The organism is Paenalcaligenes sp. Me52 (assembly GCF_050487965.1).
In the GTDB taxonomy this organism is placed as follows: Bacteria; Pseudomonadota; Gammaproteobacteria; order Burkholderiales; family Burkholderiaceae_B; genus Paenalcaligenes.
This window is the reverse complement of the sequence record NZ_JBKQFO010000001.1, coordinates 75,386-100,583: the sequence shown is the minus strand read 5'-3', so window position 1 is coordinate 100,583 and position 25,198 is coordinate 75,386. Positions and strand designations below refer to the sequence as shown.

The 25,198-nt window shown below is 51.2% G+C and carries 25 protein-coding genes; 1 reads left to right on the top strand and 24 read right to left on the bottom strand.

The window, feature by feature from the left end:
* Positions 1–97: 97 nt before the first annotated feature.
* The 6 genes from ACLO87_RS00475 to ACLO87_RS00450 form a co-directional block, all read right to left on the bottom strand.
* Complete coding sequence (locus ACLO87_RS00475) at positions 98–1,048, bottom strand: glycosyltransferase family 9 protein (RefSeq protein WP_430222477.1); 951 nt, start codon at positions 1,046–1,048, stop codon at positions 98–100.
* A 60-nt stretch (positions 1,049–1,108) separates the two neighbouring features.
* The gene (locus ACLO87_RS00470; RefSeq protein WP_430222476.1) at positions 1,109–2,167 is read right to left on the bottom strand and encodes a glycosyltransferase family 4 protein; all 1,059 of its coding nucleotides are present in this window, start codon (positions 2,165–2,167) and stop codon (positions 1,109–1,111) included.
* Between the two features lie 12 nt (positions 2,168–2,179).
* Positions 2,180–3,598: an MFS transporter gene (locus ACLO87_RS00465; protein WP_430222475.1), complete on the bottom strand. Its 1,419-nt coding sequence runs from the start codon at positions 3,596–3,598 to the stop codon at positions 2,180–2,182.
* Between the two features lie 5 nt (positions 3,599–3,603).
* Positions 3,604–4,971 carry a bifunctional UDP-N-acetylglucosamine diphosphorylase/glucosamine-1-phosphate N-acetyltransferase GlmU gene (glmU, locus tag ACLO87_RS00460; RefSeq protein WP_430223703.1) on the bottom strand — a complete coding sequence of 456 codons (1,368 nt, stop codon included), beginning with the start codon at positions 4,969–4,971 and terminating at the stop codon, positions 3,604–3,606.
* Positions 4,972–4,999: 28 nt separating this feature from the next.
* Positions 5,000–5,641, bottom strand: a complete 642-nt coding sequence (locus tag ACLO87_RS00455; protein ID WP_430222474.1) for a PhaM family polyhydroxyalkanoate granule multifunctional regulatory protein — start codon at positions 5,639–5,641, stop codon at positions 5,000–5,002.
* A gap of 79 nt (positions 5,642–5,720) precedes the next feature.
* Positions 5,721–6,557: an NUDIX hydrolase gene (locus ACLO87_RS00450; RefSeq protein ID WP_135863355.1), complete on the bottom strand. Its 837-nt coding sequence runs from the start codon at positions 6,555–6,557 to the stop codon at positions 5,721–5,723.
* A gap of 145 nt (positions 6,558–6,702) precedes the next feature.
* Here ACLO87_RS00450 and ACLO87_RS00445 point away from each other — a divergent pair, with 145 nt between their 5' ends.
* Positions 6,703–7,317 carry an SCO family protein gene (locus ACLO87_RS00445; RefSeq protein ID WP_430222473.1) on the top strand — a complete coding sequence of 205 codons (615 nt, stop codon included), beginning with the start codon at positions 6,703–6,705 and terminating at the stop codon, positions 7,315–7,317.
* A 190-nt stretch (positions 7,318–7,507) separates the two neighbouring features.
* On the opposite strand, the gene rpoH is transcribed toward ACLO87_RS00445, so the two are convergent.
* The 18 genes from rpoH to ACLO87_RS00355 form a co-directional block, all read right to left on the bottom strand.
* Positions 7,508–8,407, bottom strand: a complete 900-nt coding sequence (gene rpoH / locus ACLO87_RS00440; RefSeq protein ID WP_430222472.1) for an RNA polymerase sigma factor RpoH — start codon at positions 8,405–8,407, stop codon at positions 7,508–7,510.
* Between the two features lie 157 nt (positions 8,408–8,564).
* The gene (locus tag ACLO87_RS00435) at positions 8,565–9,350 is read right to left on the bottom strand and encodes a glycosyltransferase family 2 protein (RefSeq protein WP_135863361.1); all 786 of its coding nucleotides are present in this window, start codon (positions 9,348–9,350) and stop codon (positions 8,565–8,567) included.
* Positions 9,351–10,205: an endonuclease/exonuclease/phosphatase family protein gene (locus ACLO87_RS00430; protein ID WP_135863362.1), complete on the bottom strand. Its 855-nt coding sequence runs from the start codon at positions 10,203–10,205 to the stop codon at positions 9,351–9,353. It lies immediately after the preceding gene.
* Between the two features lie 4 nt (positions 10,206–10,209).
* Positions 10,210–12,006: an aspartate--tRNA ligase gene (gene aspS, locus ACLO87_RS00425; protein WP_430222471.1), complete on the bottom strand. Its 1,797-nt coding sequence runs from the start codon at positions 12,004–12,006 to the stop codon at positions 10,210–10,212.
* A gap of 26 nt (positions 12,007–12,032) precedes the next feature.
* Positions 12,033–12,635 carry a DUF502 domain-containing protein gene (locus tag ACLO87_RS00420; RefSeq protein ID WP_135863367.1) on the bottom strand — a complete coding sequence of 201 codons (603 nt, stop codon included), beginning with the start codon at positions 12,633–12,635 and terminating at the stop codon, positions 12,033–12,035.
* 5 nt (positions 12,636–12,640) lie between these two features.
* The gene (locus ACLO87_RS00415) at positions 12,641–12,889 is read right to left on the bottom strand and encodes an FmdB family zinc ribbon protein (protein WP_135863369.1); all 249 of its coding nucleotides are present in this window, start codon (positions 12,887–12,889) and stop codon (positions 12,641–12,643) included.
* Positions 12,890–13,034: 145 nt separating this feature from the next.
* Positions 13,035–14,306, bottom strand: coding sequence for a putative Na+/H+ antiporter (locus ACLO87_RS00410; protein WP_135863371.1), 1,272 nt, complete (start codon positions 14,304–14,306; stop codon positions 13,035–13,037).
* A gap of 138 nt (positions 14,307–14,444) precedes the next feature.
* Positions 14,445–15,368, bottom strand: a complete 924-nt coding sequence (ubiA, locus tag ACLO87_RS00405; protein ID WP_430222470.1) for a 4-hydroxybenzoate octaprenyltransferase — start codon at positions 15,366–15,368, stop codon at positions 14,445–14,447.
* A 79-nt stretch (positions 15,369–15,447) separates the two neighbouring features.
* A complete protein-coding gene (locus tag ACLO87_RS00400; protein WP_430222469.1) occupies positions 15,448–16,653 on the bottom strand; it encodes an aminotransferase-like domain-containing protein in 1,206 nt (401 codons plus the stop codon).
* A 112-nt stretch (positions 16,654–16,765) separates the two neighbouring features.
* The gene (locus ACLO87_RS00395; protein ID WP_430222468.1) at positions 16,766–17,731 is read right to left on the bottom strand and encodes an AraC-like ligand-binding domain-containing protein; all 966 of its coding nucleotides are present in this window, start codon (positions 17,729–17,731) and stop codon (positions 16,766–16,768) included.
* Between the two features lie 106 nt (positions 17,732–17,837).
* Positions 17,838–18,353 (bottom strand): c-type cytochrome, encoded by a 516-nt coding sequence (locus ACLO87_RS00390; RefSeq protein WP_430222467.1) that lies wholly within the window; start codon positions 18,351–18,353, stop codon positions 17,838–17,840.
* Between the two features lie 56 nt (positions 18,354–18,409).
* Positions 18,410–18,943 carry a methylamine dehydrogenase light chain gene (locus ACLO87_RS00385; RefSeq protein WP_135863377.1) on the bottom strand — a complete coding sequence of 178 codons (534 nt, stop codon included), beginning with the start codon at positions 18,941–18,943 and terminating at the stop codon, positions 18,410–18,412.
* Positions 18,927–19,565 carry a methylamine dehydrogenase accessory protein MauD gene (gene mauD, locus ACLO87_RS00380; protein WP_135863379.1) on the bottom strand — a complete coding sequence of 213 codons (639 nt, stop codon included), beginning with the start codon at positions 19,563–19,565 and terminating at the stop codon, positions 18,927–18,929. Before mauD ends, ACLO87_RS00385 begins: the two co-directional genes overlap by 17 nt.
* On the bottom strand, positions 19,566–20,108 hold the full coding sequence (locus ACLO87_RS00375; protein WP_430222466.1) for a MauE/DoxX family redox-associated membrane protein: 543 nt from the start codon (positions 20,106–20,108) through the stop codon (positions 19,566–19,568).
* A 1-nt stretch (position 20,109) separates the two neighbouring features.
* Positions 20,110–21,303 carry an amine dehydrogenase large subunit gene (locus tag ACLO87_RS00370; RefSeq protein ID WP_430222465.1) on the bottom strand — a complete coding sequence of 398 codons (1,194 nt, stop codon included), beginning with the start codon at positions 21,301–21,303 and terminating at the stop codon, positions 20,110–20,112.
* 22 nt (positions 21,304–21,325) lie between these two features.
* The gene (locus ACLO87_RS00365; RefSeq protein ID WP_430222464.1) at positions 21,326–22,192 is read right to left on the bottom strand and encodes a transporter; all 867 of its coding nucleotides are present in this window, start codon (positions 22,190–22,192) and stop codon (positions 21,326–21,328) included.
* A gap of 46 nt (positions 22,193–22,238) precedes the next feature.
* Positions 22,239–23,714, bottom strand: coding sequence for an aldehyde dehydrogenase family protein (locus ACLO87_RS00360; protein ID WP_430222463.1), 1,476 nt, complete (start codon positions 23,712–23,714; stop codon positions 22,239–22,241).
* Positions 23,715–24,066: 352 nt separating this feature from the next.
* A complete protein-coding gene (locus tag ACLO87_RS00355; RefSeq protein WP_430222462.1) occupies positions 24,067–25,197 on the bottom strand; it encodes a 2Fe-2S iron-sulfur cluster-binding protein in 1,131 nt (376 codons plus the stop codon).
* Position 25,198 lies beyond the last annotated feature (1 nt).

Genomic DNA, 25,198 nt, shown 5'->3' with positions numbered 1-25,198 from the left:
CCTAAGGTGTAAGATAATCCGGAAATTTTAATTTTCCTGAAGCCTGTTGTGTATCTTTTTTTGGGTTACATCATCAAATAACCGTACCGCACTTGCGTCACTTTGCCAACAAGCTGCAACAGGCGTTCACAACTGTGTCTACGGGAACGGTATTTATGGGTTGGCCAGACTCGGGCACTATACACACAGCATTAGGCCTATCCCAAAACCACTCTGGCTTATTTTCGTCAAAAACCGCCACTACAGGCACTTCACACCCTTGCGCAATGTGTGAGGGCCCACAATCATTCGTAAGCACCAACGCTGAAGCCTGCACTAATGCACATAAATCGGGTAAAGATGGTTTATCCCAAATCTCAGCTTTATCTGCCAAATGCCAATGTGCTAGACGCTCACGCTCTTTATGCTCATCAGGCCCCAGCACAAAACATACTTTATCTACTAGACCGCGTTGTAGACAGGACTCTGCAGCAGCTAAGAACCGCTCAATGCCCCATTTTTTAAACTCGCCCTCGCCAGCGCCTGGCATGATGGTCAAGCGACGCAGTGACCTCAACGTTGTCCGCAACTCTGCATTGGCTAATGACTCCAAACAGGCACAAGATACCGCATAAGCATCCGCGGGCAGCAGAAGGTCTACAAGAGCCAAATGCCCCTCAGTACGGTACACACTCAAGTTTGGTTTACAGCGCTGCGTCCACACCCAATCTAAGCCAAATCGGCCACTATAACTTAATCGCCTAGCTGGTCTGCGTAGCAATGCCAATAAACAATGTTTCAAGCTGGTAGCACGAAAAGAAATCATTAGCCCACAGGTCGAATCAATGGCGGCAAGCTCATCCTTGAATGAGTCAGCTTGTATCACCTTATCTACCCACGGTAGCTGCTTCAAGAAAGCGAAAGCCCCTGCTCGCGCAACAATTTTCAATGTGGCGGAGGGATATAACTGTTTCAATTGCCACAACGTGGCAAACATGGTGACCTGCGCGCCAAAAAATGGACGATTACGGGCAAACACCACTATGGTTTGTGGCTCTGTGGTTGCCATATATTCTCTTGATATAAAGGATCTTATGCAAGGTAGCGTATGCTGCCCAAAACTCTACCGCTATGATTGGCGCTCATGTTCATACAAATCACAATAACGGTCAACCATCAACGGAATAGCATGTTGCTCTACTACCCACGCTTCCGCCTTAGCCACCATCTCTCTGCATAGTGATTCGTCTTCCAATAACTGATTGCAGGCTGTAGCAATCGCTTCAGCATCGCCTACATCACACAAGATACCGCGCCCATCATCGAGCAACTCGGGGATACCACCGGCTCGGGTTGCCACAACGGCGGCTTCATATAAGAACGCATCCAGAATACTGGAACCCAAGGCCTCTTGCTTAGAGGTCAAAACAAAAACATGCATCAACCTATACATGTTCTCTATGTCACGTCTAAAACCAACGATGTTATAGACCTGCTCCAATCCCAGTTCTTGTATTAGCTGTTGAGCGGCAGCTAGTTCACTACCACCCGCACCAAAATGCAGGAACACAAAGTCTTGTCGCTGCTGCCACAACTCATGCACAGCACGTATAGTGGTAAGCGGGTCTTTTTCTGCCGTGAAAGCAGCACAGGTAGCAATCACAAATTTACCTGCCAGATGTTGTTCTTCTGAGAACGCGATAATCTGGTCTGGATCGGGAGGTACAAACTCTACGGCACTGGGGATAATGCTCACCTCTAACCCCATTGAGATAGGAGCTTGTGCCGCAGCATGGCTAATCGCCACAAACTTATCCACACGCTTCCACTTCGCCAAGGTGCGTGCTGCTTTGGCTGCTTTAACCTCAAAGCTGGTGCGACGGGTATAGACAAGACGAGCTTGCAACCACGATTTCATGGCTGCTACGACTGTTAATGCCCCGGCGGTCTGCACATGCACCACATCGAAGGCTTTACGATGACACAACAAGAAGAAAAACAAGCCGCCGTTACCGCCTACGCCCTTCACTCGCAAGCCAGCTTCTGCCGCGCGTTTGAATAGGGCTTCGCCTTTTCTGGCCAATACGGTCACGTGATAACCACGCTGTTGTAACTCTGTAGCGGTCAACAACGTCTGGCGCTCCCCGCCGCGCCATCCCCGCTCAAGGTTTACCATCAAAATCTGCATGGGTATGTTCTACTATAAAAAATCTGGATCTGTTTCTGGGTTGCGCTGGCGTACGATATTAATTCCCAACGCCACAAGAGCACACACCACTGCGGCCCCTATACCCCATACGGCACCTTGCTCTGGGCTAGCACCAAACACCAACGCCACCAACGCCGTACCAAAACTTTGGCCAAACACACGAGTGGTTGCCTGCAAGCCACCAGCCACGCCACTGCGGCGTCTCGGTACACCTGCCAACATCGCTTTATTATTGGGTGTTTGGAAGAACCCGAAGCCTACGCCACATAACATCATGGACGTCATAATTTGCCAATCGGCGGCGCCTGCACCCCACCACAACAAGCTGGACAAACCTATGGCCGTCACAATCATCCCCACCATACACAATACAGCTACTGGGAAGCGCCCTGATAAGTAGGCCGACAATGGCGCCATGACCACTACGCCCAAAGGCCACATACCCATGTACAAACCTATGTCGGCATAGCTGGCTTCAATCACTTGTACAAAATAGAAAGGCAGGCTCACCATTGCGGACATTTGTGTAGCAAAGGCAAACAACGACGCCAAGACGGCATAACCTACCGAAGTGATACGCAAAATATCGACGGGCACCACTGGGGCTTCTTGCTGCAAGGAGCGGGCTAGCAGTATGCGTGCGCTAAAGGCAGCAACGATCAAGCAGCCTAACGACCATATAGGGTGCGACGTGAGTAAATCTAAGCCCAAAATTGCCAAGCCAAATACTGTTGCGCTCAGCAAGCACGCCAACCAATCAAACTCACGGGATACACGTGGGCTTTCAGGGAGATATCGCACCCCTAGCCAAGTCAGCGCACAAATAGGTACGGTGATAAAAAATATCCAACGCCATGATGCTACATCTAGCACAAACGCACCAATAGACGGTGCCAACACGGCTGCGGTAGATACCACCACCACGTTCAAACTAATGCCTACAGCCAGTTTTTCCAGTGGATAAATCATCCGCACTAAACTGCCAAATAAGCACATCAGCATCGAGGCGCCCAAGCCTTGCATAATGCGCGACATCAGCAACATGGCAAAGGATTGCGAGAACGCCGCACTACATGACGCCACCAAGAAAATAACCGTGCCTGCGACAAACAACCGCCGCAACCCTATACGCTCCGCTACTGCCGACAGCGGCAGCAGCGTCATCACAATCGTAAGGCTGTAGGCGATGGGAATCCACACCACTCTGGACGCATTGATGTGCAGCTCTTCGGCAATAACCGGCAACGCCACATTGGACATGGCCGCATCCAACACCGAAATTGCAATCGCCAACAACAACGTGATAACCGCAGGAATGCGCTCACGCAATGGCAAACCATCAGGCCCTTCACTATTATTAGCAGGGCTGATGACCTCGTCTTCAAGAGGAGAGTATTTTTCGCTTGGCACGTTGGTTATTTTTTGACCGGCCTTTTCCAGTTGCTAATGGTAGTTTGTGGCGTACGCGAAATGGTGAGTTCTTCTTCAGGTGCATCACGCGTTAAGGTTGTACCTGCCCCTACAGTTGCCCCTCGGCCTACACGTACGGGAGCGATCAACTGCGTGTCTGAACCTATAAACGCATCATCTTCAATAATGGTGCGGTACTTGTTCACACCATCGTAGTTGCATGTGATGGTACCAGCACCAATATTGACGCGTTCACCTACCTGCGCATCGCCTAGATAAGACAAATGGCTGGCTTTGGTGTCAGCGCCTAAGGTGCTGTTTTTCACTTCCACGAAGTTGCCCACAGCCGCACCTCGTTCCAGCACAGCACCAGGACGCAAACGTGCGTACGGGCCAATGCTGGTCTGTTCTGCCGCGCGGCTTTGATCCAAATGGCTAAACGCATGTACGACTGTACCTGCGCCTAGCTCTACATTCTTCAGTACACAATGTGGGCCTACGCGCACACCATCGCCCAACACTACTGTGCCTTCAAACACGCAACCCACATCAATGTAAACATCGCGACCACACTGCAAACTGCCGCGTACATCAAAGCGGGAAGGATCCATAATGCTCACGCCTTGCTCAAGCAGTCTACGGGCTTGTTCAGCCTGCCATGCGCGCTCTAGCTGGGCCTGTTGCACGCGGCTATTCACGCCTAAAGTTTCCCAAGGGAAAGAAGGGTGTGCAGCGTTCACTGCCACACCATCAGCCACAGCCAACCCTACGATGTCGGTCAGGTAGTACTCACCTTGCGCATTCTTGTTATCAATACGTGATAACCAGTCGCGCAGACGCACTGTAGGCGCAGCCATAATGCCGGTGTTTACCTCTCGGATTTGGTGCTCGGCTTCTGAGGCGTCTTTGTGTTCCACAATACGGCTAATGGTGCCCTGCTCGTTACGAACAATACGGCCATAGCCAGTAGGATCATCCAGAAACTCAGTCAGAATGGCCAAGCCATCCTGACGAGCTTCTAGCAGTGCTTTTAAGGTATCGCTCTGCACCAGCGGTACATCGCCATACAGCACTAAGGTTGTGTCATCAGGATGCTCTCCCAGCAATACAGGCTCTGCCTGCATGACGGCATGACCGGTTCCCTGCTGGGGCTGTTGTAACACCACGTGTATGTCGGTTTGGCCTGCCAAATACTGCTGCAACTGCTCGGCACCATGACCAGCAACTACTACGATACGGCTAGGCTCCAATTGACGTGCCGCTTCCACGACATGCATCAACATAGGTTTACCCGCGATGGGGTGCAACACCTTAGGCAAAGCTGACTGCATGCGTTTGCCCATACCCGCTGCCAGTATTACTACATTCAGCATCATGTTTCTGTATTCCTCAACCTAGTTATTACTTGCTACTTTTGCGTGCGCTTTTTCGCGCCGTGGTACTACTAGCAGGTGCTGTAGCAGCCTTCTTCACGACTTTCTTTACTGCCTTTTTAGCGGCTTTCTTTGCTGTAGCCGGACGTGCAGTACTGGTAGGTTTAGCGGCTCGGCGCATGGTGGAATCACCAGACACTGGCTGCACTACGCCGGCCATGCCATCCACCATACTCTGTGCACTTTGCATGGAGGCTGCGGTGGCCGATGCCACGGCATTGAACTGCTTTTGCAGCAAGTCCCATACAGCCTGACCGGCATCTTGCATGCCTTGCTCGGTTGCTTTTTTTAGACCTTCGTCCGTACCACTGGCCATACGCTCACCCGCCATTTGTGTGGCTTGCTGAGCAAAATTCTGTACGGTGCGTAGTGTGGCTTTCTGGATTTCCAAGCCTTGAATCGTGCCTTCTAACATGGACAGATTCAACTTCAGCCAATTTTCTACAGCGCGTAGATCGCGTAGACGCTTTTCCAGCTCTTCGGGTGACAGCATGGCAGCAGACGCATCGGCAAAACTGCCAAAGCCAGCACCTCCACCCATAGACTCCCAAGCAGTGCGCATCATGTCTAGTGACGCAAACAATGGATTCTGAGCAGAATCCGTATTCATACCACTTCCCATCATTCCGGGTATATCAAAAGGATTACGCATGGTTTTACCCCTTTTTACAAGCCGCTGTTAATGACTACTACGCTATGGTATCCGGTATTGAGGCACGGTGACAGATACTGTCTAAACTCACCAGCTCTGCTTCCAACGTAAACTCACCCGCCACCGACATTTCCCAATACTCTTCTACGCTGATATGACGTATCTCACTGACTTCACCGTCTTGATTTTGCGGTTGTACATCGTGATCCAACACACAGTCGTTCACCCATGCATTTTCCACCTGATAGCCTTCAGGCAAACGGCGATGCATGCGTGTAATCAAACGCATAGGTTCTAGTGCATGTAAGTCTTTGGCATATAAACCTGCCTCTTCTTCACTTTCACGCAGCAACGACACATCTAAGTCTTCTTGTGCACTCACCAAACCACCTACCAAGGTGTCCCACATATTAGGATTGGTGGATTTGTGCGCGGCGCGTTTCTGCACCCACAAGCGGCCTTCTGGCGTCCAAGCATTTAAATGCACGGCCTGGGTCAGTACACCTAACGGACGTACCGCTCCGCGCTCTATCGCACCTAAGCAGCGCCCTTCTGCAAATACATCCAACAGTTCACCACGCCAAGCTTTCACAAAGCCTGCTTCGTTCAACTTGTTGGCAATGCGTTCCAACAATCGGTTAGCTTGTGCCGTGGGCAGTCGCATTTCACCTATGTGTACGGCATCGCCGTCGCAACTCACCCCTTCTATGGTTAATAGTTCAGGGATAGCTTCTTTTAAAACCCAACCGCAAACACGGCCACAAAAGGTCAGAGGACGACTACCTACCGGAGGCAACTCTTGTGCCTGAGCCAGCAATAGCTTGAAACGCTGCCGCATGGGCTTGTGCAATGAAGAAGAGATTTGAATTTTCATGTAAGAATTGTAGTGCATGCACTCTCGTCGCTGCACTACGCTATGCAGTTTTTTACATTAGGCACGAGTCCGCCACCTATCCGAGAATGTATAGCAGTACAGACACGGTACACTACCTTAATACTGATCCGCTTACCTGCCTATCATGTCACCCAACTTTGCTTCCCTCCCCCGTCTGTTATCAATACTGTTACTCAGCGTAGGACTTGCTGCATGCTCACCTGAGCCCGAGCCGCTTCCCTTTACTGGCAATGACATATCCACCGCCAATATAGGCCGTACGTTAGAGTTAATAGATGGCAACGGTGAAACTCGCACCCTGAAAGACTTCAGGGGGAAAGTCGTTGTGGTGTTCTTCGGCTTTACGCAATGCCCAGACATCTGCCCTACCGCCATGGTGCAATTAGCCAGTGCTGTAGAAATGCTGGGAGACGCAGCCAAAGACGTGCAAGTACTGCTGATTACGGTTGACCCGGATCGTGACACACCAGAGGTTATGAAGGCCTATGTAGAGGCTTTTGATCCTACGTTCATCGGCCTCACCGGCACGCCGGATCAAGTACGTAAAACAGCGCAATCCTTTAAAGCCTTTTACGTGAAAGTCCCCTCGCCACAGGTTGGGCAATACACCATGGATCATTCCTCATCGTTTTATCTCATCGATAAGGAAGGCAAAACCAGGGTGTTGATGCGTGGCGATGCGAGCGCTGAGGATATTAAACACGACCTGTGGCTGTTGCTAGGCTCTACCCCTAACTAACGCGCATAAAAAAAGGACACCTGGGCAGGTGTCCTTAAAGCATCTACTTCTATCAGAGAGGGGGAAGAGGAGAAGCCGAAGCAGATGCACGCAGCGCCACACAGGGATATGAATAACGCTGCAGATACTACTTTGATGACCGTCCTTCCTATTAGTTCTCTCTCTGATGAAATTTTTATGTAAGCAATTGTTACGCCGCTACCTGCAGGTAGGTACGCATTTTTTTCATCGCCGCCACTTCAATTTGACGAATACGTTCTGCTGACACACCAAACTCGGCAGCCAGCTCATGCAGCGTAGAGGATTGGTCGTCTTGCAACCAACGTGCCTCGATAATGCGACGAGAACGTGGGTCTAATTTTTCTAGCGCGCCTTCCAATCCTTCACCTTGCAATGACTGAGCAGCACGCTCTGCCAGTACTTGGGTGGGTTCAAACGCACCTTCATCTGACAAGTAGCTAATAGGTGCGAAACCCTCGTCATCGTCGTCCATAGAGGACTCCAATGCCATTTCGCCGCCTGTCAGGCGTATTTCCATCTCGCTCACATCTTGCGGACGCACATTCAATTCACGTGCGATATCATCGATTTCCGCAGGATTCAGCGTTTGCCCATCTTCTGGGCGCATACGACGCAGGTTAAAAAACAGTTTGCGTTGCGCCTTGGTAGTGGCGATTTTTACCAAGCGCCAATTGCGCACCACATATTCGTGGATTTCAGCTTTGATCCAGTGCACAGCAAACGAAACCAGACGAACACCACGGTCTGGGTCAAAACGTTTGACCGCTTTCATCAGGCCAATATTGCCTTCTTGGATCAGGTCAGCCTGAGGCAGGCCATAACCTAAGTACTGGCGTGAAATAGACACCACCAGACGTAAATGGGACATGATCAATTGACGAGCAGCATCAAGATCACTTTCTTTTTGTAGACGCTGGCCGAGGGCCACTTCCTCTTCTTGAGTCAGCACAGGCTGAGCATTCACAGCGGAAATATAGGCCTCTAACGTACCCAACGCGCCGGGATTGGATACGGCAGCAGCCAACTGGGCAGCAGGCGCGAGAGCCAAAGATTGCGATGTGTGGGTCATGAATAATCCTGTATCGAGGTTATCAGTCCCGTGAAAGCCACGGAGTGATAACAAAGTTTCTGCATAAGCCTTTTATTATTCTAGCACTCTAGCACACTGAGTGCTAAATAAGGAAACACATAATAAGAGGCCAAAATACGCGGAAAGTTCCGTGTTTTTACGTGTTTTTATCAGATTTCTGTGTAAATTTCTTGCGCTGATACACTTTGCTGTAGCGAAAGAAAACACCAGTCGCTTCGCCCACGGCAATCATCATGCCGCGCGAGCCTGACAATATGCCCAACTGCAAAAAATACGATCTAAAAAACCGGAATGCAGCTTTGAACACCACTACAGGAAAAGCGTACAAACGTGCTCGTTCCGAATTGGCATACAGCTCTGAGTAATACTGCGTTTTGACCAAAAGCTGGCCTACATCAGTCACTGCCTCGTGCTCTAGCCCACCTTTTAATCGCACCACTTGGCTACGACCATCCAGCTTCACTTTTTCATGTACTTGGCTATCGGTGAAACGATGCTGGCGACGGTTATACAAACGGCATAACCAGTCTTTACCCCAACCGTTAGTACGTATGTGCTTGCCACAGAAGTAGTTATTGCGCAGCACTTCCCCTACTTTGCTTTCTTCTTCTAGGGGCCAATCAGCCAACGCATCCAGTAACTTCTGGTTCACCTGTTCATCAATATCCAACGACAGGATCCAATCGGTTTCCGCGTGTGACGCTGCCGCATTCTTCGTAGGACCAAAGCCCATAAAGCTGCCTTGCACCACTTTCACGTTGGGATATTCGCTCAACAGACTCAAGGTATCGTCTGTAGAACCATTGTCATACACCACCACTTGCCTAAACGGTTTCAACGCGCCAATGGTACGTCGCACATGCGCAGCCCCATTTTTTACGATGATGACTGGCGTAATGTGGGCGTAGATGTCCTCAGCCATTTAAGGAAGTTCCAATTCAGTCAATATAGGAGCGTGGTCTGAGATCTGTTTCCAAGGCAAGCCTTGCAGCACTTTCGCCGTACGCACAGCAAAACCACGCTGATAAATACGGTCTAGTCTCAAGAAAGGGAACGCTGCTGGGAAAGTGCGCGGAGGCAAGGTCAAACGGGCATTACCGCCCACGCCCAATTGCGGTGTGTGTATCTCGCTGCCTTCTTGTTTGGTCCAGCCACGCAACCAATTCATAGGCTGTCGCAACTTGAAGCTTTGCCCGGTACGTCCCTTCACCATAGAGGCAAACGAAAACACTTCGTACAAGCCTAATTGCTTCACGAAAATGGGCGCCAGCTTGTTGTTCCAATCGTTGAAGTCACCAGCAATAAGCAGGGGCTCATCATCGGGCACCAAGCGGTGAATTCTATCCACCAAGGCCTGCGTCTGACGCGCTCTACCACCACCAAACAGACCCAAATGCACGACAATACAGTGCACAGGTCTACCTTCAATCTCCACCACGGCATGAAGCAAACCACGCTGCTCTAAGCGGTGATCAGAGATATCTTCATTTTCGTGGTGCAAAATAGGATATCGGGAGAGCAGTGCATTACCGTGATCGGTAAATTCTCGCACTGCATTACACCCATACGCATTACGCATGCGTAACACGGCAGCTAATGATTCGTGCTGCGCGTCCAGCGTTGCTTGCTGGTCGTTGCGCCCCTGAACCTCCTGCAAGAACAGCAGGTCCGGGGACAATCCATACAGCCCTAGCTTCAACTCTTCTAGGGACTCACGACCACCAGTGGCCGTGCGCCCCTTATGAATGTTGTAGCTAACAACCCGTATGATTCCCATAGCCTTAGGCGGGCTTAGCTTCCTGTGGACGCAAGCGGATGTGCAACTCTTTCAACTGCTTCTCGTCTACACCGGAAGGGGCGTGAGTCAACAAACACTGAGCGCGCTGTGTTTTGGGGAATGCAATCACGTCACGGATGGAATCTGCACCAGCCATCATTGTGATCATGCGGTCCAAACCAAAAGCGATACCACCGTGTGGAGGCGCACCGTACTGCAGCGCATCCAGCAAGAAACCGAATTTCTCGCGAGCTTCTTCTGCGTTGATGTTCAGCGCAGAGAATACTTTACTTTGAACGTCAGCACGGTGAATACGTACGGAACCACCGCCCATTTCCCAACCGTTCAACACCATGTCGTAGGCTTTGGCCTGCACTTTGGCTGGATCGGTTTCCAAGAAGTTCTCGTGACCATCTTTGGGGCTAGTGAACGGGTGGTGAGCCGCGTAGTAACGCTTGGTTTCTTCATCGTACTCGAACATTGGGAAGTCCACAACCCACAGTGGTTTCCAGCCTGCTTCAACCAAGCCGTGCTTGCGGCCATGCTCGCTGTGACCAATCTTGATACGTAGCGCACCAATAGCATCGTTCACGACGGATGTTTTGTCTGCACCAAAGAAGATCAAGTCGCCGTTCTGAGCGCCTGTACGTTCCATCACAGCGCGCAGTGCGTCGTTGTCGATGTTCTTCACGATTGGGGACTGCAAACCTTCAGGAATGTTCGCCACATCGTTTACTTTGATGTACGCCAAGCCTTTAGCGCCGTAGATGCCAACAAACTTGGTGTATGCATCGATTTCGCTACGTGGCATTTCACCGCCAGCAGGTACACGCAATGCCACAACGCGGCAGCTTGGGTCGTTAGCTGGGCCGGAGAACACTTTAAATGACACGTCGCGCATCAAGTCAGCCACATCGGTGAACTCTAGTTTCACACGCATATCTGGCTTATCGGAACCGAAGCGCTGCATGGCTTCTGTCCAGCTCATCACAGGGAAAGGCTGAGGCAACTCAACTTTCTGTACTGTGGAGAACACGTGACGCACCATGTTTTCGAAAATATCGCGGATTTGGAACTCATCCATGAACGACATTTCGCAGTCGATCTGGGTGAATTCTGGCTGACGGTCAGCACGCAAGTCTTCGTCGCGGAAGCATTTGGTGATTTGGTAGTAGCGATCGAAACCAGCCACCATCAACATCTGTTTGAACAACTGTGGGGACTGCGGCAACGCAAAGAACTCACCTGGGTTCACACGGGATGGCACCAAGTAGTCACGCGCGCCTTCTGGAGTGCTCTTTGTCAGCATTGGGGTTTCGATATCGATAAAACCCATGCTATCCAAGTACTTACGCACTTCCATGGCCACACGGTAGCGCAACATCAAGTTGTTTTGCATTTGTGGGCGACGCAGATCCAGCACGCGGTGTGTCAGACGTGTGGTTTCAGACAGGTTGTCGTCATCCAACTGGAATGGAGGAGTCACCGACGCGTTCAGAATTTCCAGCTCTTGGCAAACCACTTCAATCGCACCAGACGCCAAATCTGGGTTTGCTGTGCCTTCTGGACGTGCTTGAACAACGCCTGTTACGCGCAAGCAGAACTCGTTACGAATACGCTCAGCAGTGGCAAAAACCTCAGCATTTTCCGGATTCACAACGATCTGTGCCAGACCAGCACGATCACGCAGGTCAATAAAAATGACACCACCATGATCGCGTCGGCGGTGCACCCAGCCGAACAACGTAACGGTTTGTCCCAAGTGTTGGGTATTGACCTCGCCGGTATAGCAGGTACGCATCTAGGATGACTCCCTCAGTAAACGAATCAGAGAGGCGGGCGCTCAGTAGGCACCACGACCCCCATAGAAACAATATATTTAAGCGCCGCATCCACGGTCATATCTAGCTTGACCACATCGGACCGCGGCAACATCAGAAAAAAACCCGAGGTAGGATTGGGTGTAGTGGGCACATACACACTCACACACTCGACGGGCAATTTACCCACCACCTCACCACCTGGAGCACCTGTTAAAAAGGCGATGGTCCACGCCCCTTTTCGGGGGTATTCAACCAATACCGCTTCACGGAAAGCCTGCCCATTTGGGGCTAGCACCGTATCGCTCACCTGCTTAACAGAATTATAAATGGAACGCACCAATGGGATGCGCCCCAATAGTTTCTCCCACTGCTCAAATAGCGTGCGGCCTATTAAATTAGCCGTCACCAAGCCTGTTAACAGCACCACAACCAGCACCAGTATGACACTGAAACCTGGCAGCGAAATGCCGAATAACGCCTCAGATGAGAGAAACGTAGGAACAAAGCTTTCAAGCGTATGAATCAACAACATAATGACCCAGACTGTGATCACCAACGGGATCCAGACCAATAAGCCAGTAATGAAGAATCGCTTGAAAAAACGCATAGCTGTTAGGAACCGCTACTATCGCTTGACGAACCACTGGAAGACGAGCTTCCAGAGTCAGAGGATTTCCCGCCATTGCGGAAATCAGTGACATACCAACCCGAACCTTTCAATTGAAAGCCCGCCGCAGTCACCTGCTTTTGATAGGTATGTTGACCACAGGAAGGACAAACTTCTAGCACTGGGTCAGACATCTTCTGCAGCACATCCTGCTCGTGATGGCAGTTACTGCACTTATACGCATAAATAGGCACGACGCAACTCTAAAACAGTAGGACGAAACACAATTAGCCCATTCTAACGTAAACGGGCTAAATTCAGATTCCTGATTTTAGCCCGTTTACTGCCATATCGCACTGTTTATGCGTAACAGCCTGCTTTACAGCGTCCTTTTTTGCCTTAAACAGGCAACAAGAACATACCTGCAGCGATCAAGGTAGGTATAGCCGCCGACAGCAACAAACGCAGTGGCGAAATCGCGCCATCGGGGAATGTACCTTTCAAGATAGAGAAACCAGCAGGGTTTGGTGCATTAGCAATCACGGTCAAACCACCACCGGTTACTGCGCCAGCCACCAACATGTAGCGCCAGAACTCGTTAGTACCTTCTACCAATGAACCCAAGTAGGTCAATGCGGCGTTATCGGTAATAGCAGTCAAGGCCGTAGCACCCCAGAACAGTACGAACGGAGGCAAGCCGCCTAGCAAGTCTTGCAACCACCATTTCTGCAAACCACCTAGCACCACTAAACCGGCCAAGAAGAAACCTACCATCAAGCCTTCACGGATCATCAATGGATTCTGGTGACGTGCGTAAGCGTGCGCATAGCCGATGAACATCATCAACAAGGCCATGAAAATCACAGGATGGTGAGCAAAAACTACTACACCCGCCAAGAACAGCATGTGAATCACCATCACCACGGGTGGCACCGGTGGGCGCTTAGCCTTAGTCACCACAGTACTTGGGTCAGGTTCAGGCATCACTAATGCCTCACGCGACAACCACGTCAAAAGGGCAGCGTTAATAATGACAGCGATAGCCGCACGCCAGCCAAAATGCGTAAACATGTACGCCGAGTCCCAATTGAAGGTTTGAGCTACCATCAATACGGGTGGCGCGGCGTAAGCAGTTAACACCCCACCAATGGAGATGTTCACGAACAGCACGCCCAAGGTCAGGTATTTGAAACCATCCAGATTGGACTTAGAGAAGTAACGATCCCTAATCATCAGAGCGGCCAGTGTCATAGCGGCAGGCTCAGTAATCAATGAGCCAGACAGCGGAACAAAAGCCATGATGATGAAGAACATGGCGTACTCTTGGCGCACAGGCACCAAACGTGACAACAAGCGCACGATAACCGACACCAACTCCAGAATCGGTCTGCTAGCCGCAATCACCATAATCACGAACACAAATGCTGGTTCAGTGAAATTACGCGAATCCATGTACTGCACAGCGGTATCCAAGCCAATGAATACGGCCACGTACACAAATAACACACAGGCCCACACACCGAAAACGGCTTCTACTTCAGACAGCAAATGCCATAAACCCGCATGTGACCCACCGCGATTAGCGAGGCGAGCAAAAACGGGGACGGAAAACGTATGGACAATGGCGATCGCAAACAATATGGTTGCGACAACTTCCATGGTACTGGGCATGATCAACCTACTAAAGACTCACCCGACTGCCTAAGCAATTGAGGTTCTGATATGGATATGAAAGCCACTGATTTTACACAGCGAATTTCGTAGGAACGATCTTTTTAGGAGTTTTTTTAGTGTTTATAAGGGTTTACCCTAAACCATTCCAGCCAGTGCTGCCACGATCATCAGCACCCCAACCGTCATGTTGGCACGGAACAGCCCCAGTCCAAATTCGGGACGTTTTGGGTCAAAACGGCTAACTTGCCACACAAAGTGCACAGCAATCACCGCCATAACTACAAAGTAGCCTATGCCCATTCCCATGCTGTAACCCGCCCACAACCAGCACAACATGGCCAAGATATACAACCCGCCAATCCATTGCTTACCGTTATCACCAAAACGTATGGCGGCGGACTTCAAGCCCAATTTCAGGTCGTCGGCAATATCGATGTAACCGTAAATGGCGTCATACCCTATCTGCCACAGCACGGTGCCCCACCACATGGCAATCGCGGCCAAAGGCACAATATTTTGGGTATCTGACCACGCCATCAACATCCCCCAATTAAAGGCGATGCCCAGCACAGCTTGTGGCCAGTAGGTAAAACGTTTGCACAGCGGGTAGATCACCACTATAGGCACTAACGCCAACGCCAACCATCGGCTGTAGCTGTTAATCGCAAACAAGAACAGCGCCGCCACGACTAGCTGTGCGAACACAAACCACAAGGCTTTTTTGAGCGTCAGTTGCCCACTAGTAAGCGGTCGGAAACGCGTGCGCTCTACTTGATGGTCAAAATTTCTATCGAAAATATCGTTAAAGCAGCAACCCACGCCACGCATCAACAACGCACCTAGCGAGAAAATCAGCAGGCGCCACCAATCGGGCACGCCACCGGCGGCTTGAACCAATGCAGCAATAGTAGGCAGCAGAGTCAGCCATGTACCCACAGGACGATCTAGCCTACACAGCCTCGCATAAGGCCCCCACGCGGCGGGCAACCAACGCGCCACCCAATCGTTGTGGCGTATATCGTTTAAATCAATGCGTTCTGGCGTTTTTGAGGCAGACATGGCAAACAGTGGCAGTATAAAAAGTACAGCCGTGCAAAACACGGCTGTGTGATGATAACGCGAAAATCGCCTTGCAGCCTTATGCCTGCAACTCTTCGCGTATTACCTGGCCTAGAATTTCTATGCCCTTGCGGATTTTGTCTTCGGACACCGTCACAAAGCTCAAGCGTAACGTATTACGTGGTGGATTCTCGCTCGCGTAGAACGGGGCACCCGGCACGAATGCTACATTACGAGCGATAGCTTTTTCTAGCAAACGGGAAGCATCCATGTGCTCGGGCAATGTTACCCACAAGAACATACCGCCTTCAGGCTTAGTCCATTGCACGGACGCAGGAAAATGCTGCTCCAGCGCTTCTAGCATGAACGCGCATTGACGTTGATACAGCGCACGCACCACTGGCAAATGGCGACTCAAGAAACCATCTTGCACCGCGTTATACACCGCCATCTGCGTCACAATGGCCGTGTGTAAATCTGTCGCTTGTTTAATCTGCACTAATTTATTAATGACCTCTACAGGTGCCACGATGTAACCCAAGCGCAGCCCAGGCGCCAACACTTTAGAGAACGATCCTAAACGAATCACTGTCGCACCCGCTTTGCGGCCCAACGCCAACAAGCTAGGTTGTGGCGTACCCGCATAGCGCAGCTCGCCATAAGGATCATCTTCCACCACCGGAATACCTGCGGCTGCACAACGTTCCACCAACTCTTGGCGACGCTCTGCATTCAGTGTGACCCCCATAGGGTTCTGGAAATTCGGCAGTGTGTAAATGAAACGTGCGCCTTGCGCTTTAGCGGCAGACACTTCGGCAGGTAGTAAGCCCTGATCATCTGTCGCAATAGCCACATACTCAGGTTCAAACATAGAGAACGACTGCAGCGCCCCCAAGTACGTAGGCGATTCCACCAGCACTTTGCTACCGGGATCAATAAACAGCTTGCCCAGCATATCTAGTGCTTGCTGTGAACCCGACACAATCAATACTTCATCCGCAGAAACAGTCAGGCCGTCGCGGCTCAAATCGTTGGCTACCCACTCGCGCAGCGGCTGATACCCTTCGGTAGGACCGTACTGCAGCGCTTGCCTGCCTTGTTCGGACAAGACATTCTCATACGCCTTACGCAACTCTTCAATAGGAAAGCCATCAGCGGATGGCAGACCGCCCGCGAAAGAAATCACTTCGGAGCGTGTAGTGATTTTCAGAATTTCTCTAATCGCCGAGCCCGTCAATTTTTGGGCGCGTTTGGAAAAAACAAAAGGAGGCGTATGTGCAGTCATGGCGCAAGGAAAAAATCAGGGGGAATGCAGGTAATTCCTGCTAGATACAGTACAGATTATCGTATTCAACCAAATAGGCATAGAGCCTCACCGCAACACTAGTTGCCTGCTCTCAACACATGTTGCAATCTTTGGCGTCGTTTGGCGTTTGACGCCAGGCCGTTGGCGACAACCCGTAACGACGTCTAAAGGCATGGCTAAATGCCGTGGCATCTCTAAAGCCATACTGATAGGCCAGCTCTGTCACGGGGCGTTGATAATGCGGATTAGCCAGCAACTGCTTGCAGGCTTCTAAACGTTGACGTTGTATGTAATCAGCGGGCGATAAGTTCTGCAACGCAAACAACTTGTACAGATAGCGACGTGAGTAGCGGAAATGTGCGCAGAGCAGCTCTACGCCTAGCGCTGGGTCAGTGAGGTTTTCAGCAATGAAATGCTTAAGCTTCATCAACTGCACATGCTGTACAGAGTCTTGCTCTTGTTCCAACGTGAGCTCGGCGCATTCACTAAGCTGCGCGCCAATCAAATGTAGCAATGCGGTTGCCACCCCACCTGCTGCCACATCCGACAACTGTGGACGCTGATGCAAGGCGCTGAGCAACATCTGACGCATGATTTGCCCGCTGCCTTCTTGGGTTTCAAAGCGCCGCACCAATGCAGTTTGCAAATAAGGCAGCCACGTTTGCATGTGACTTAACCCCAATTGCAGCACCAGCAAATGCGCTTCGGCATCGACATTAATGGTGTAAGGACGAGTAGTGTCGTACAGCGCCCATTGCCCGGCTTGCAGCAGCACTTTGCGGTTTTGTTGATGGATTTCGCTCACACCAGAGAGTTGCAACGACACCTTATACAAGGCCGACTCGGTACGATCCGCCAAGGCATGGGTGCGATCTACCTGCAATGCTGTGCAACGCATTTCCGTCACCATCAACGAGCCCAATTGGTCGTTAATAGCAAGATTAGAGAACGGCTGATTACCTTGCGCTTTCACATCAAGTGGCACAAACGTCTGTGATAGAAACTCGCTTAATAACCCCACATCCTGAAAATGCAGTGGCGAAGCATGCAACAACATTTTCCTCTCCTCTTAGTGCTGCTTTATCTCATCCCCTACTTTTATTTATCGTTTTTTCTTTGTTTTGCCTAGACAGACAAACCCGCACTCGCAACTCGTGTTGCGCTTACCGGCCGGCTTGCCCAAACAAGTATGGAGCAGGTTCCCAGCCCTGTTCAGCCATTTGTTGCTCTAGCGCCTTGCGCGCTTCGGCCACATCATCAAACTTATAAGGACGCGATGCCCCTACTTCGGCTGCACTGAACAGTCTGAACTTTCCGTTCTCGTATTCCTCAGGACTAAATCGTGCCACCACGTAGTTCAGCACCATCGCCAGTTCATCATTATTGAGCTGCGATTGTGACGCGCCCGGCACCCGTATCATATACGCACGACCATCGGGAATACGGCTAAACAAACCAATGGAATCTACAAAGCTAGGAATGCCACGATTTTCTGCGCCACGACCATCAAAACGATGACAGCCAGCACATTGCAGCATGTAATCTTTGTACACCCCTTCGCTATTCAAAAAATAGGCCAATTGGGCATCGCCATCTGTAGGCAATGGTCGCTTTGCAAGCGCCGCATTCGCCCCCAACCCTGACACACAGCCCAAAAGAACCAGTATCAACGCTTTCATTCTTGTACCCCACACCAAGCAGGTCGATAACCCGTAGGCTACCGACCCTCTTTTTCTTAGTTTCTGGCTAAGCCTACCAACACGGATGTTGTGCAGTGGAAGGTGCTGTTGTCATTGGCCATGCACCAGTTCACGTCATTATGCAGGAAGAACTCATACCCAGGACGTTCACGTGTTTGGGTATTACATCCGCAACGGTTACACGCCGTTTTCCCACAACAATCGTTATAGCTGATGAGGTAATCTTTACCATCGTAAGGATTATGGCACGTACCCACCCATGAAATAGGCGAGGCTGTTGTGCCGGGCGGGCAAGACGAGGCGGTCCCACCACAACATGAACACAAGAAACCATCTACCGCGCAATGTCGCCAGTAGTCGCACGAGTTAAATTCTTCTTCAGGAATCTCGTTAGGATCCAAGCCCGTCAGCTTGGGCGTGTTGTTATTGGCGCGAGCCACAGGCAGCACGGGCAATATGGCGGCAGACGCCACCATCACTTTGCCCAAGCCGTTTAAGAAACCACGACGTGAAGAGCGGTGCGCCAAACGGCGAGACACCCGTTCACCCAAGTTATCCAACCAATGCATTTGTCTTCTCCTTACGTGAAACATTCACGTCTTTCATCTCTGTTGTACGCAGGTACTCCTGCATAGACGCTACACCCAGCTCTTTGGCTGTAAACAGACTTTCCAACTGTTCGCGGGAATTGATCAACCCTTTAGCGCGGATCACACCGTTTTCATCCATCAACACGGCGTACGGCAATTTGCTGATGTGAAAGCTCATGCCCAACGGTGTGGACAGTACGTAAGGGAATGGGTCTAGACCAGCTTGTTTGTAGAACGCCAAGTGTTCAGGCATTTCGCCATCGCTGGCCAACACCACACGCAGCCATTGTTTTTCCGCCTGCGCAATAGAACGCAAAATAGGCAGTAGCTTTTTACATACTGGACAAGTCGGTGACAGGAAAAACAGCAGTTGGCTGTACTGCCCTGGCACACCGATACTTTGTGCTCGGCCTACGATATCGGTCAGCTCAAACACAGGGGCTGCACTCCCTACTTCTGGCCCCTTGTCCATGGTCAATGCCCCCATCGGCGCGACGCGTTCATACAGCACGCCAATTTGTCTGGATAGCGCCAATACCAACACCACCAACATCAGCACTACTACCCACAACACAATATTTGAAATCACTAACGCACTCATTTAGATCTCCTTGAGTTTTTGTAATTTGCTATGCGATTCAATCAACAGATTCAACGCGTGATACATCCCTAACAGCGCTAACGTGGCCCCAAAGAAGGTCAAACCATCCACCCACCCCAATGCACGCTCGGGTTGAGACACCGGCACCACAACGGCGCTAAGCACCACCAGCAATAGCAGATTACGCAGCACCAACCACCATGACAGCCCTGCCGACTGGTCTTTTAAGCTACCGCAACCGCAGGACACATCGGTGTGACCTCGCAGCAAGTTAATGACCATCGCAGCTGTAGCCACCACCAACAACGCAACGGCTACCCATGCGCCCAACACGCGAGCACTAGGCCATAACAGCAGCAATGCGGCCGACAGCTCAGTCACGATGAATACGCCAGACACAGGCCGCACCAATACGTCAGGCACCAACCGGTAAGCAGAAACAGCCGCTTCAAACAAACTGAAATAGCGGATTTTTTCTAGGCCGCTGGCCAGCAACAAAATACATAAGCTGGCAGCCGCCACATAGCCCAAAATCGGGTCCATATTAGCCTCCGTTTTTCATCACCACGTGAGGCTCTACTTGCAGCGCTGCCTCACCGGCATTTTCAATGGTGCGAATCAACGTAGGTGTGTCACCACTGATATCGAAGATATGCACGTTGCCGCCATCAATACCCAGCAAGCGTTTGCCCGGCTCATCTACAGAGATAGACAAAATCCCCATACCTGGCACACGTGCGATGCGTTTTTTAGTGGGCAGATCATAGACCCAAATTTCTTCGGCTGGTGACTTGTGCGTACCTTCGGCACCACCTGAATGCATCAACACGTATAGACGCTCGTTACCTTCGTCAGCAGCCAGCAAGTTATAGCCACCCGGTGTCCAGCCTGCTGCTCTATCTTGTTCGTCTAGCAAGGACCAGCTAGGCTCAAAGCTCACTTTGTCCCCGTTGAAATCAGCGGTGTACATCGTGCCGTAGAAAGACACGTAATGTGCTTTGTTATTCACCATGGCTTGTGCAATGAAAACGGGATCATCCTGCACTGAAAACATGCGTTCACTGCGGTGCTGTGATGCAACTTTACCGTTTTCATCCAAGTCGATAGTTAATAGCGTGCCATCACCACACACAGTCATGAAACTGCGTGGACGGTTAGGCAGAGGGTTCACACTCCAGCAACCCGCTACAGCCGTAATTTCTTCTACGTGCTCGCCCTTCTCTACGTCTACCACCGCAACGGAAATCGCTGGGGTCGCATTTTGCAGAATGATGAACTTACCGTCTGTAGTCTGGCGGAACATATTGCGGTAGTTCAGACCTTGCACACGGTTGTTAGGCAGAATGATTTCTTTCTCGAAGGTCAGGCCGTCAGCATCCCAAATCTCAACCACATCGGTACGTTTCCCACGGGTGACGCGCTCGTGGTAAGTCGTCATGGTGTAGATTTTCTTACCGTCATTGGACAACTGCATGTGACCATTAAAGCTGGTGGGAATCATCCCCAAGAAACGGCCTGTTTTACCGTCAAACACGTGCACACGGCTTTCGGTCATGTGCATAAACACCGTGTCCATCACATAAATACGGTCTTGTGCGTCAGTCGTTAAGGCATGCCCATCGGTCAGAGTTTCCAGCGGTTTGAATTGCTGAGCCTGTGCGCCAAGGGCGACACCCCCCAACACCAAAGCCGCTACCCAACGAGCACTATTTCGCCTGATATTTCGGGCTAATCGCATTGTCTTCTCCTGAGTTAATGCGCTAGAACGCATAGGCATAACGCAGTTGCACCCCATTTAACCGTGGTCCATTACGAACCTCTAGGTCATGGATGTACTGCAACTGCAGTTGATGCTGATCATTAAGTTGATGAGTAATTTCAGCGGCCAACTGGTGGCTGTTTGCAGAGCCCACCACTTGGGTACCATTCACTTTCTCTTTACCGCCCGTTTCATAGCGGTAACGCATCCCCACATAGGTGGATTCAGTCAAATTGGTGGAGACCAATGCCATCAAACGCATGGATGGGTCTTTTTTCAGTGTGGCGCCATAATAATTAGTGTTCTTGCCGTAAAACTCGAACTCTGCCACACCTTCAAAGTAGCTGCTCTCACCAAAGCCTTGTGCAAACGCAAAGTCTTGTACGGTGGTCCAACGGTTAGCACCTGGAGACAAATCGGCACGTGAGCCGTGATAGCGCCCTGTAGGCACAGTCACAAAAGGCTCCCACGCGAAATAGGTACGGCTTTCTTCGTTATTCACGAACCATACTGCCGCACCCAAGCTCACATCCCCCACGCCCTGCATATGCTCACGGGGGTTACCCGCGTTTTTACGCAGCATGGGCACGATGATCTCGTACTGCACAGTTTTTCCTGCTAGCTCGCGGTAATGCATCTGCCTATAAATAGCCATTTGCATATCCATGCCGGGAGCACCCGACACACGATTACCGTTTTCGTAGATCCCGTGGGAGCTTAGGCTCGCCATATAACCCACCAACAAGTTGGTGCCCACTGGCGCAGGCAGCCAGTCCCGCGCACTGGGGTCTCCGGCCACACTGCTACCACTTGCCACCATCCCTGCAATACACAGCCATACCTTCACTGTTTTACTGGGAATACTCATGTCTCCTCCCTGTGTTTTTTTATGGATGCTGCGTTAGGGCGTTACCTCAAGAGGCATAGGCAACACATACCGATTTGGTGTCCAGATAGGACTCCACTGCCGCCTTGCCATGCTCACGCCCCAGCCCAGATTGTTTGAAACCGCCAAAGGGCATGTGTGGATCCAGCATGTTGTGCGTATTCACCCAAACCGTTCCCGCCTTGATGGCTGCCACCAAGCGATTCACACGGTTCAGATCATTACTCCACACGCTGGCGCCCAGCCCGTATTCCGTTTGATTGGCCAGACGGATCGCGTCAGCCTCTGTCTCAAAACGGTTCGTCACCAACACCGGCCCGAAGATTTCTTCTTGAGAAACACGCGCCATAATGTCCACATCAGCAAACACCGTAGGGCGCACAAAGAAACCTTGCTCAGGACGATCTTGTGCTTTGGTCAGCAGCCTCCCCTCTTTCTGACCAATTTCTATGTACTTCTGTACACGCGCTTGTTGGCGTGCAGAAATCAGCGGAGCAATCTGCGTACTCTCACTAAAGCCATCGCCTAGCACCATCTCATCGGCAATCTTGGCGATGCCTTGTACAACCTCTTCGTAAATACCGCTCTGAATGTACAAACGCGAACCTGCTGTACACACCTGACCTTGGTTAAAAAAGATGGCGTTCGCTGCACCTTGAATGGCCTGCTCTAGATTGCAGTCATCAAAAATCAACACAGGCGATTTACCGCCTAGTTCTAGTGCGACTTTCTTCATGTCTTGAGCGGCTTGGCGAGCAATGATATAGCCCACTTCGGTGGAACCTGTGAACGAAATCTTGTTCACCAATGGATGTGCGGTTAATGCAGCGCCCGTGCTATCACCACGGCCAGTAATCACGTTCACTACGCCCGCAGGAAAACCAGCTTCCAATACCAGTTCAGCCAAACGTATGGCGGTTAACGGAGTTTCTTCGGCAGGCTTCAGCACCACCGTGCAGCCTGCGGCCAATGCAGGGGCAATTTTCCATACCGCCATCAACAAGGGGAAATTCCACGGCACAATTGCTGCCACCACACCTACTGGTTCCAAGCGTGTGTACGCGTGATAGCCCGTGTTTGGAGGAAATGGAATAGATAAATTCAGTACATCGCCAGAGACCTTAGTGGCCCAACCCGCCATATAGCGCAGCCACTGCACTGCCGACGCCACTTCCATGCCCAATGAAAAGCGCAGCAACTTACCGTTATTCAATGTTTCCAAGCTAGCCAACTCATCAGCATGGGCTTCCACTACATCGGCCAACTTGAGCAATAAACGCTCACGTTGCGCTGGCAACATGGTGGTCCATGCGGAGTCAGTCAGTGCACGGTGCGCCGCTTGTACCGCCTGATCCACGCCTTCCACGCCAGCCTCAGGCTGCATTGCAATGACGTCTCCGGTCGCGGGGTTATATACGGGGATGCGATCTCCATGACTTTGCTCTACCGCCTTGCCCGCGATAATCATGTGCTCACGAATGCCCTTCACCTGTTGTACGGCCATGCCCAAGTCTCCTGTAGAGGGTAATTTTCACGGCCTGAGTATATCTACCCCTATTTAGGCTACTTGTGCCGTTGTGCATGAGCATTTGTGCTATTGGGCACACCGGCTGCAAAACAAGGGTATTCACCAAGAAAAAAGGTACATACTTAAAGCATGTACCTGATGGATGGTGATGGTGGGCGGGATTTTGAGGTGCAGGAAATGCATGCAGAAACAGTGCATTCATCGCACGCGCTGGGGGACTGCAGGAATACTTTTTGTGATTTGAGACACCAAATCAAAAAAGTTTCCTCTCCGTCCCCCAGGGTCTGGATGTTGGTAGGTTTACGGCCCTTTCTTATGCAAGAACCGTTTACTCCGCCAGTTCAATCACCACTGCACCACGCGGCTTGGAACAGCACAGCAGCACTTTGCCCTCGGGTGGCATGTCTAGTGGCTCTTCTACATAATCCACTTCGCCTGATACCAAGGTGCACATGCAGCTATTGCACAGACCCGATCGGCAGTTGAAGTACGGTTCTAGGCCTTGGGCTTCAGCAAAGTCCAGCAAGGAGGCTTGGGCAGGATCCCACGCCAATGCCGCCGTTTTCCCTACGAACTCTACGGTCTCGCCTGTAGCGGCTACAGGCTCTGTCGCCGGCACGATAGATGCTGCTGTGTCAGCCGCCTTCGGTGCTTCTACATCGTTACTGACGGGCTCTTTTTCCAGCACAGTGGCTGTACCAAAGAACTCGTAGTGGATGCGATCTTGCGCAATGCCTAGGCTACGCAACATCTGCCATACCGCCTGCATAAATGGTGTAGGGCCGCAGACGTAGCATTCGTAGTCGTCTAACGGCAGCCAGCTTTGCAGATGTTCTCGTGTGAGCAACCCTTCTACCTTGAATGCACCTTGCTGGCGGTCGGCATCGGTAGGGTTCAGGTAACAAAGATGGCTGTGCACATTGGCACGCTGTGCCACCAGTGCTTGAACTTCGTCAGAGAACGCGTGCAAGTCACCGTCTTGGCAGCCGTGTATGAAATCCACGCGCCTATCAGAGCACAACACCAACTGCTGCAGCATGGCCAATACAGGCGTTACGCCTACGCCACCGCTAAGCAGTAATACGGGGCGTTGGCTGCTCTGATCTAAAACGAAGTCACCCAATGGACCTGCTGCTACCAGCGTATCGCCTACGTGTACGGCATCGTGCATGTGCTGCGAAATTGCACCAGCCGGTACATCTACACCTTCAGGCGCACTTTCGCGTTTCACCGCAATGCGTAGCCCCGCCGATTGCCCCGGTGCGGCCGCAATACTGTAATGACGCAGGTACGATTGACCATCCAAATCAAATTTGAAGATCAAATACTGGCCGGGCTGCCACACAGGCAGCGCCGAGCCATCTTCAGGTTCCAGTACAAACGATGTGATACAGGCACTTTCAGTTGCTTTAGCAACTACCTTATACCGCTTGAACTGACGTGCATCACTTGCTGACATC

Bases quoted from the DNA above. Each gene is read 5' to 3' on its own strand.
- ACLO87_RS00475 (WP_430222477.1), bottom strand. From the start codon at position 1,048: ATGGCAACCACAGAGCCACAAACCATAGTGGTGTTTGCCCGTAATCGT.
- ACLO87_RS00470 (WP_430222476.1), bottom strand. From the start codon at position 2,167: ATGCAGATTTTGATGGTAAACCTTGAGCGGGGATGGCGCGGCGGGGAG.
- glmU (WP_430223703.1), bottom strand. From the start codon at position 4,971: ATGCTGAATGTAGTAATACTGGCAGCGGGTATGGGCAAACGCATGCAG.
- ACLO87_RS00455 (WP_430222474.1), bottom strand. From the start codon at position 5,641: ATGAATACGGATTCTGCTCAGAATCCATTGTTTGCGTCACTAGACATG.
- ACLO87_RS00450 (WP_135863355.1), bottom strand. From the start codon at position 6,557: ATGAAAATTCAAATCTCTTCTTCATTGCACAAGCCCATGCGGCAGCGT.
- ACLO87_RS00445 (WP_430222473.1), top strand. From the start codon at position 6,703: ATGTCACCCAACTTTGCTTCCCTCCCCCGTCTGTTATCAATACTGTTA.
- rpoH (WP_430222472.1), bottom strand. From the start codon at position 8,407: ATGACCCACACATCGCAATCTTTGGCTCTCGCGCCTGCTGCCCAGTTG.
- ACLO87_RS00435 (WP_135863361.1), bottom strand. From the start codon at position 9,350: ATGGCTGAGGACATCTACGCCCACATTACGCCAGTCATCATCGTAAAA.
- ACLO87_RS00430 (WP_135863362.1), bottom strand. From the start codon at position 10,205: ATGGGAATCATACGGGTTGTTAGCTACAACATTCATAAGGGGCGCACG.
- aspS (WP_430222471.1), bottom strand. From the start codon at position 12,006: ATGCGTACCTGCTATACCGGCGAGGTCAATACCCAACACTTGGGACAA.
- ACLO87_RS00420 (WP_135863367.1), bottom strand. From the start codon at position 12,635: ATGCGTTTTTTCAAGCGATTCTTCATTACTGGCTTATTGGTCTGGATC.
- ACLO87_RS00410 (WP_135863371.1), bottom strand. From the start codon at position 14,306: ATGCCCAGTACCATGGAAGTTGTCGCAACCATATTGTTTGCGATCGCC.
- ubiA (WP_430222470.1), bottom strand. From the start codon at position 15,368: ATGTCTGCCTCAAAAACGCCAGAACGCATTGATTTAAACGATATACGC.
- ACLO87_RS00400 (WP_430222469.1), bottom strand. From the start codon at position 16,653: ATGACTGCACATACGCCTCCTTTTGTTTTTTCCAAACGCGCCCAAAAA.
- ACLO87_RS00395 (WP_430222468.1), bottom strand. From the start codon at position 17,731: ATGTTGTTGCATGCTTCGCCACTGCATTTTCAGGATGTGGGGTTATTA.
- ACLO87_RS00390 (WP_430222467.1), bottom strand. From the start codon at position 18,353: ATGAAAGCGTTGATACTGGTTCTTTTGGGCTGTGTGTCAGGGTTGGGG.
- ACLO87_RS00385 (WP_135863377.1), bottom strand. From the start codon at position 18,943: ATGCATTGGTTGGATAACTTGGGTGAACGGGTGTCTCGCCGTTTGGCG.
- mauD (WP_135863379.1), bottom strand. From the start codon at position 19,565: ATGAGTGCGTTAGTGATTTCAAATATTGTGTTGTGGGTAGTAGTGCTG.
- ACLO87_RS00375 (WP_430222466.1), bottom strand. From the start codon at position 20,108: ATGGACCCGATTTTGGGCTATGTGGCGGCTGCCAGCTTATGTATTTTG.
- ACLO87_RS00370 (WP_430222465.1), bottom strand. From the start codon at position 21,303: ATGCGATTAGCCCGAAATATCAGGCGAAATAGTGCTCGTTGGGTAGCG.
- ACLO87_RS00365 (WP_430222464.1), bottom strand. From the start codon at position 22,192: ATGAGTATTCCCAGTAAAACAGTGAAGGTATGGCTGTGTATTGCAGGG.
- ACLO87_RS00360 (WP_430222463.1), bottom strand. From the start codon at position 23,714: ATGGCCGTACAACAGGTGAAGGGCATTCGTGAGCACATGATTATCGCG.
- ACLO87_RS00355 (WP_430222462.1), bottom strand. From the start codon at position 25,197: ATGTCAGCAAGTGATGCACGTCAGTTCAAGCGGTATAAGGTAGTTGCT.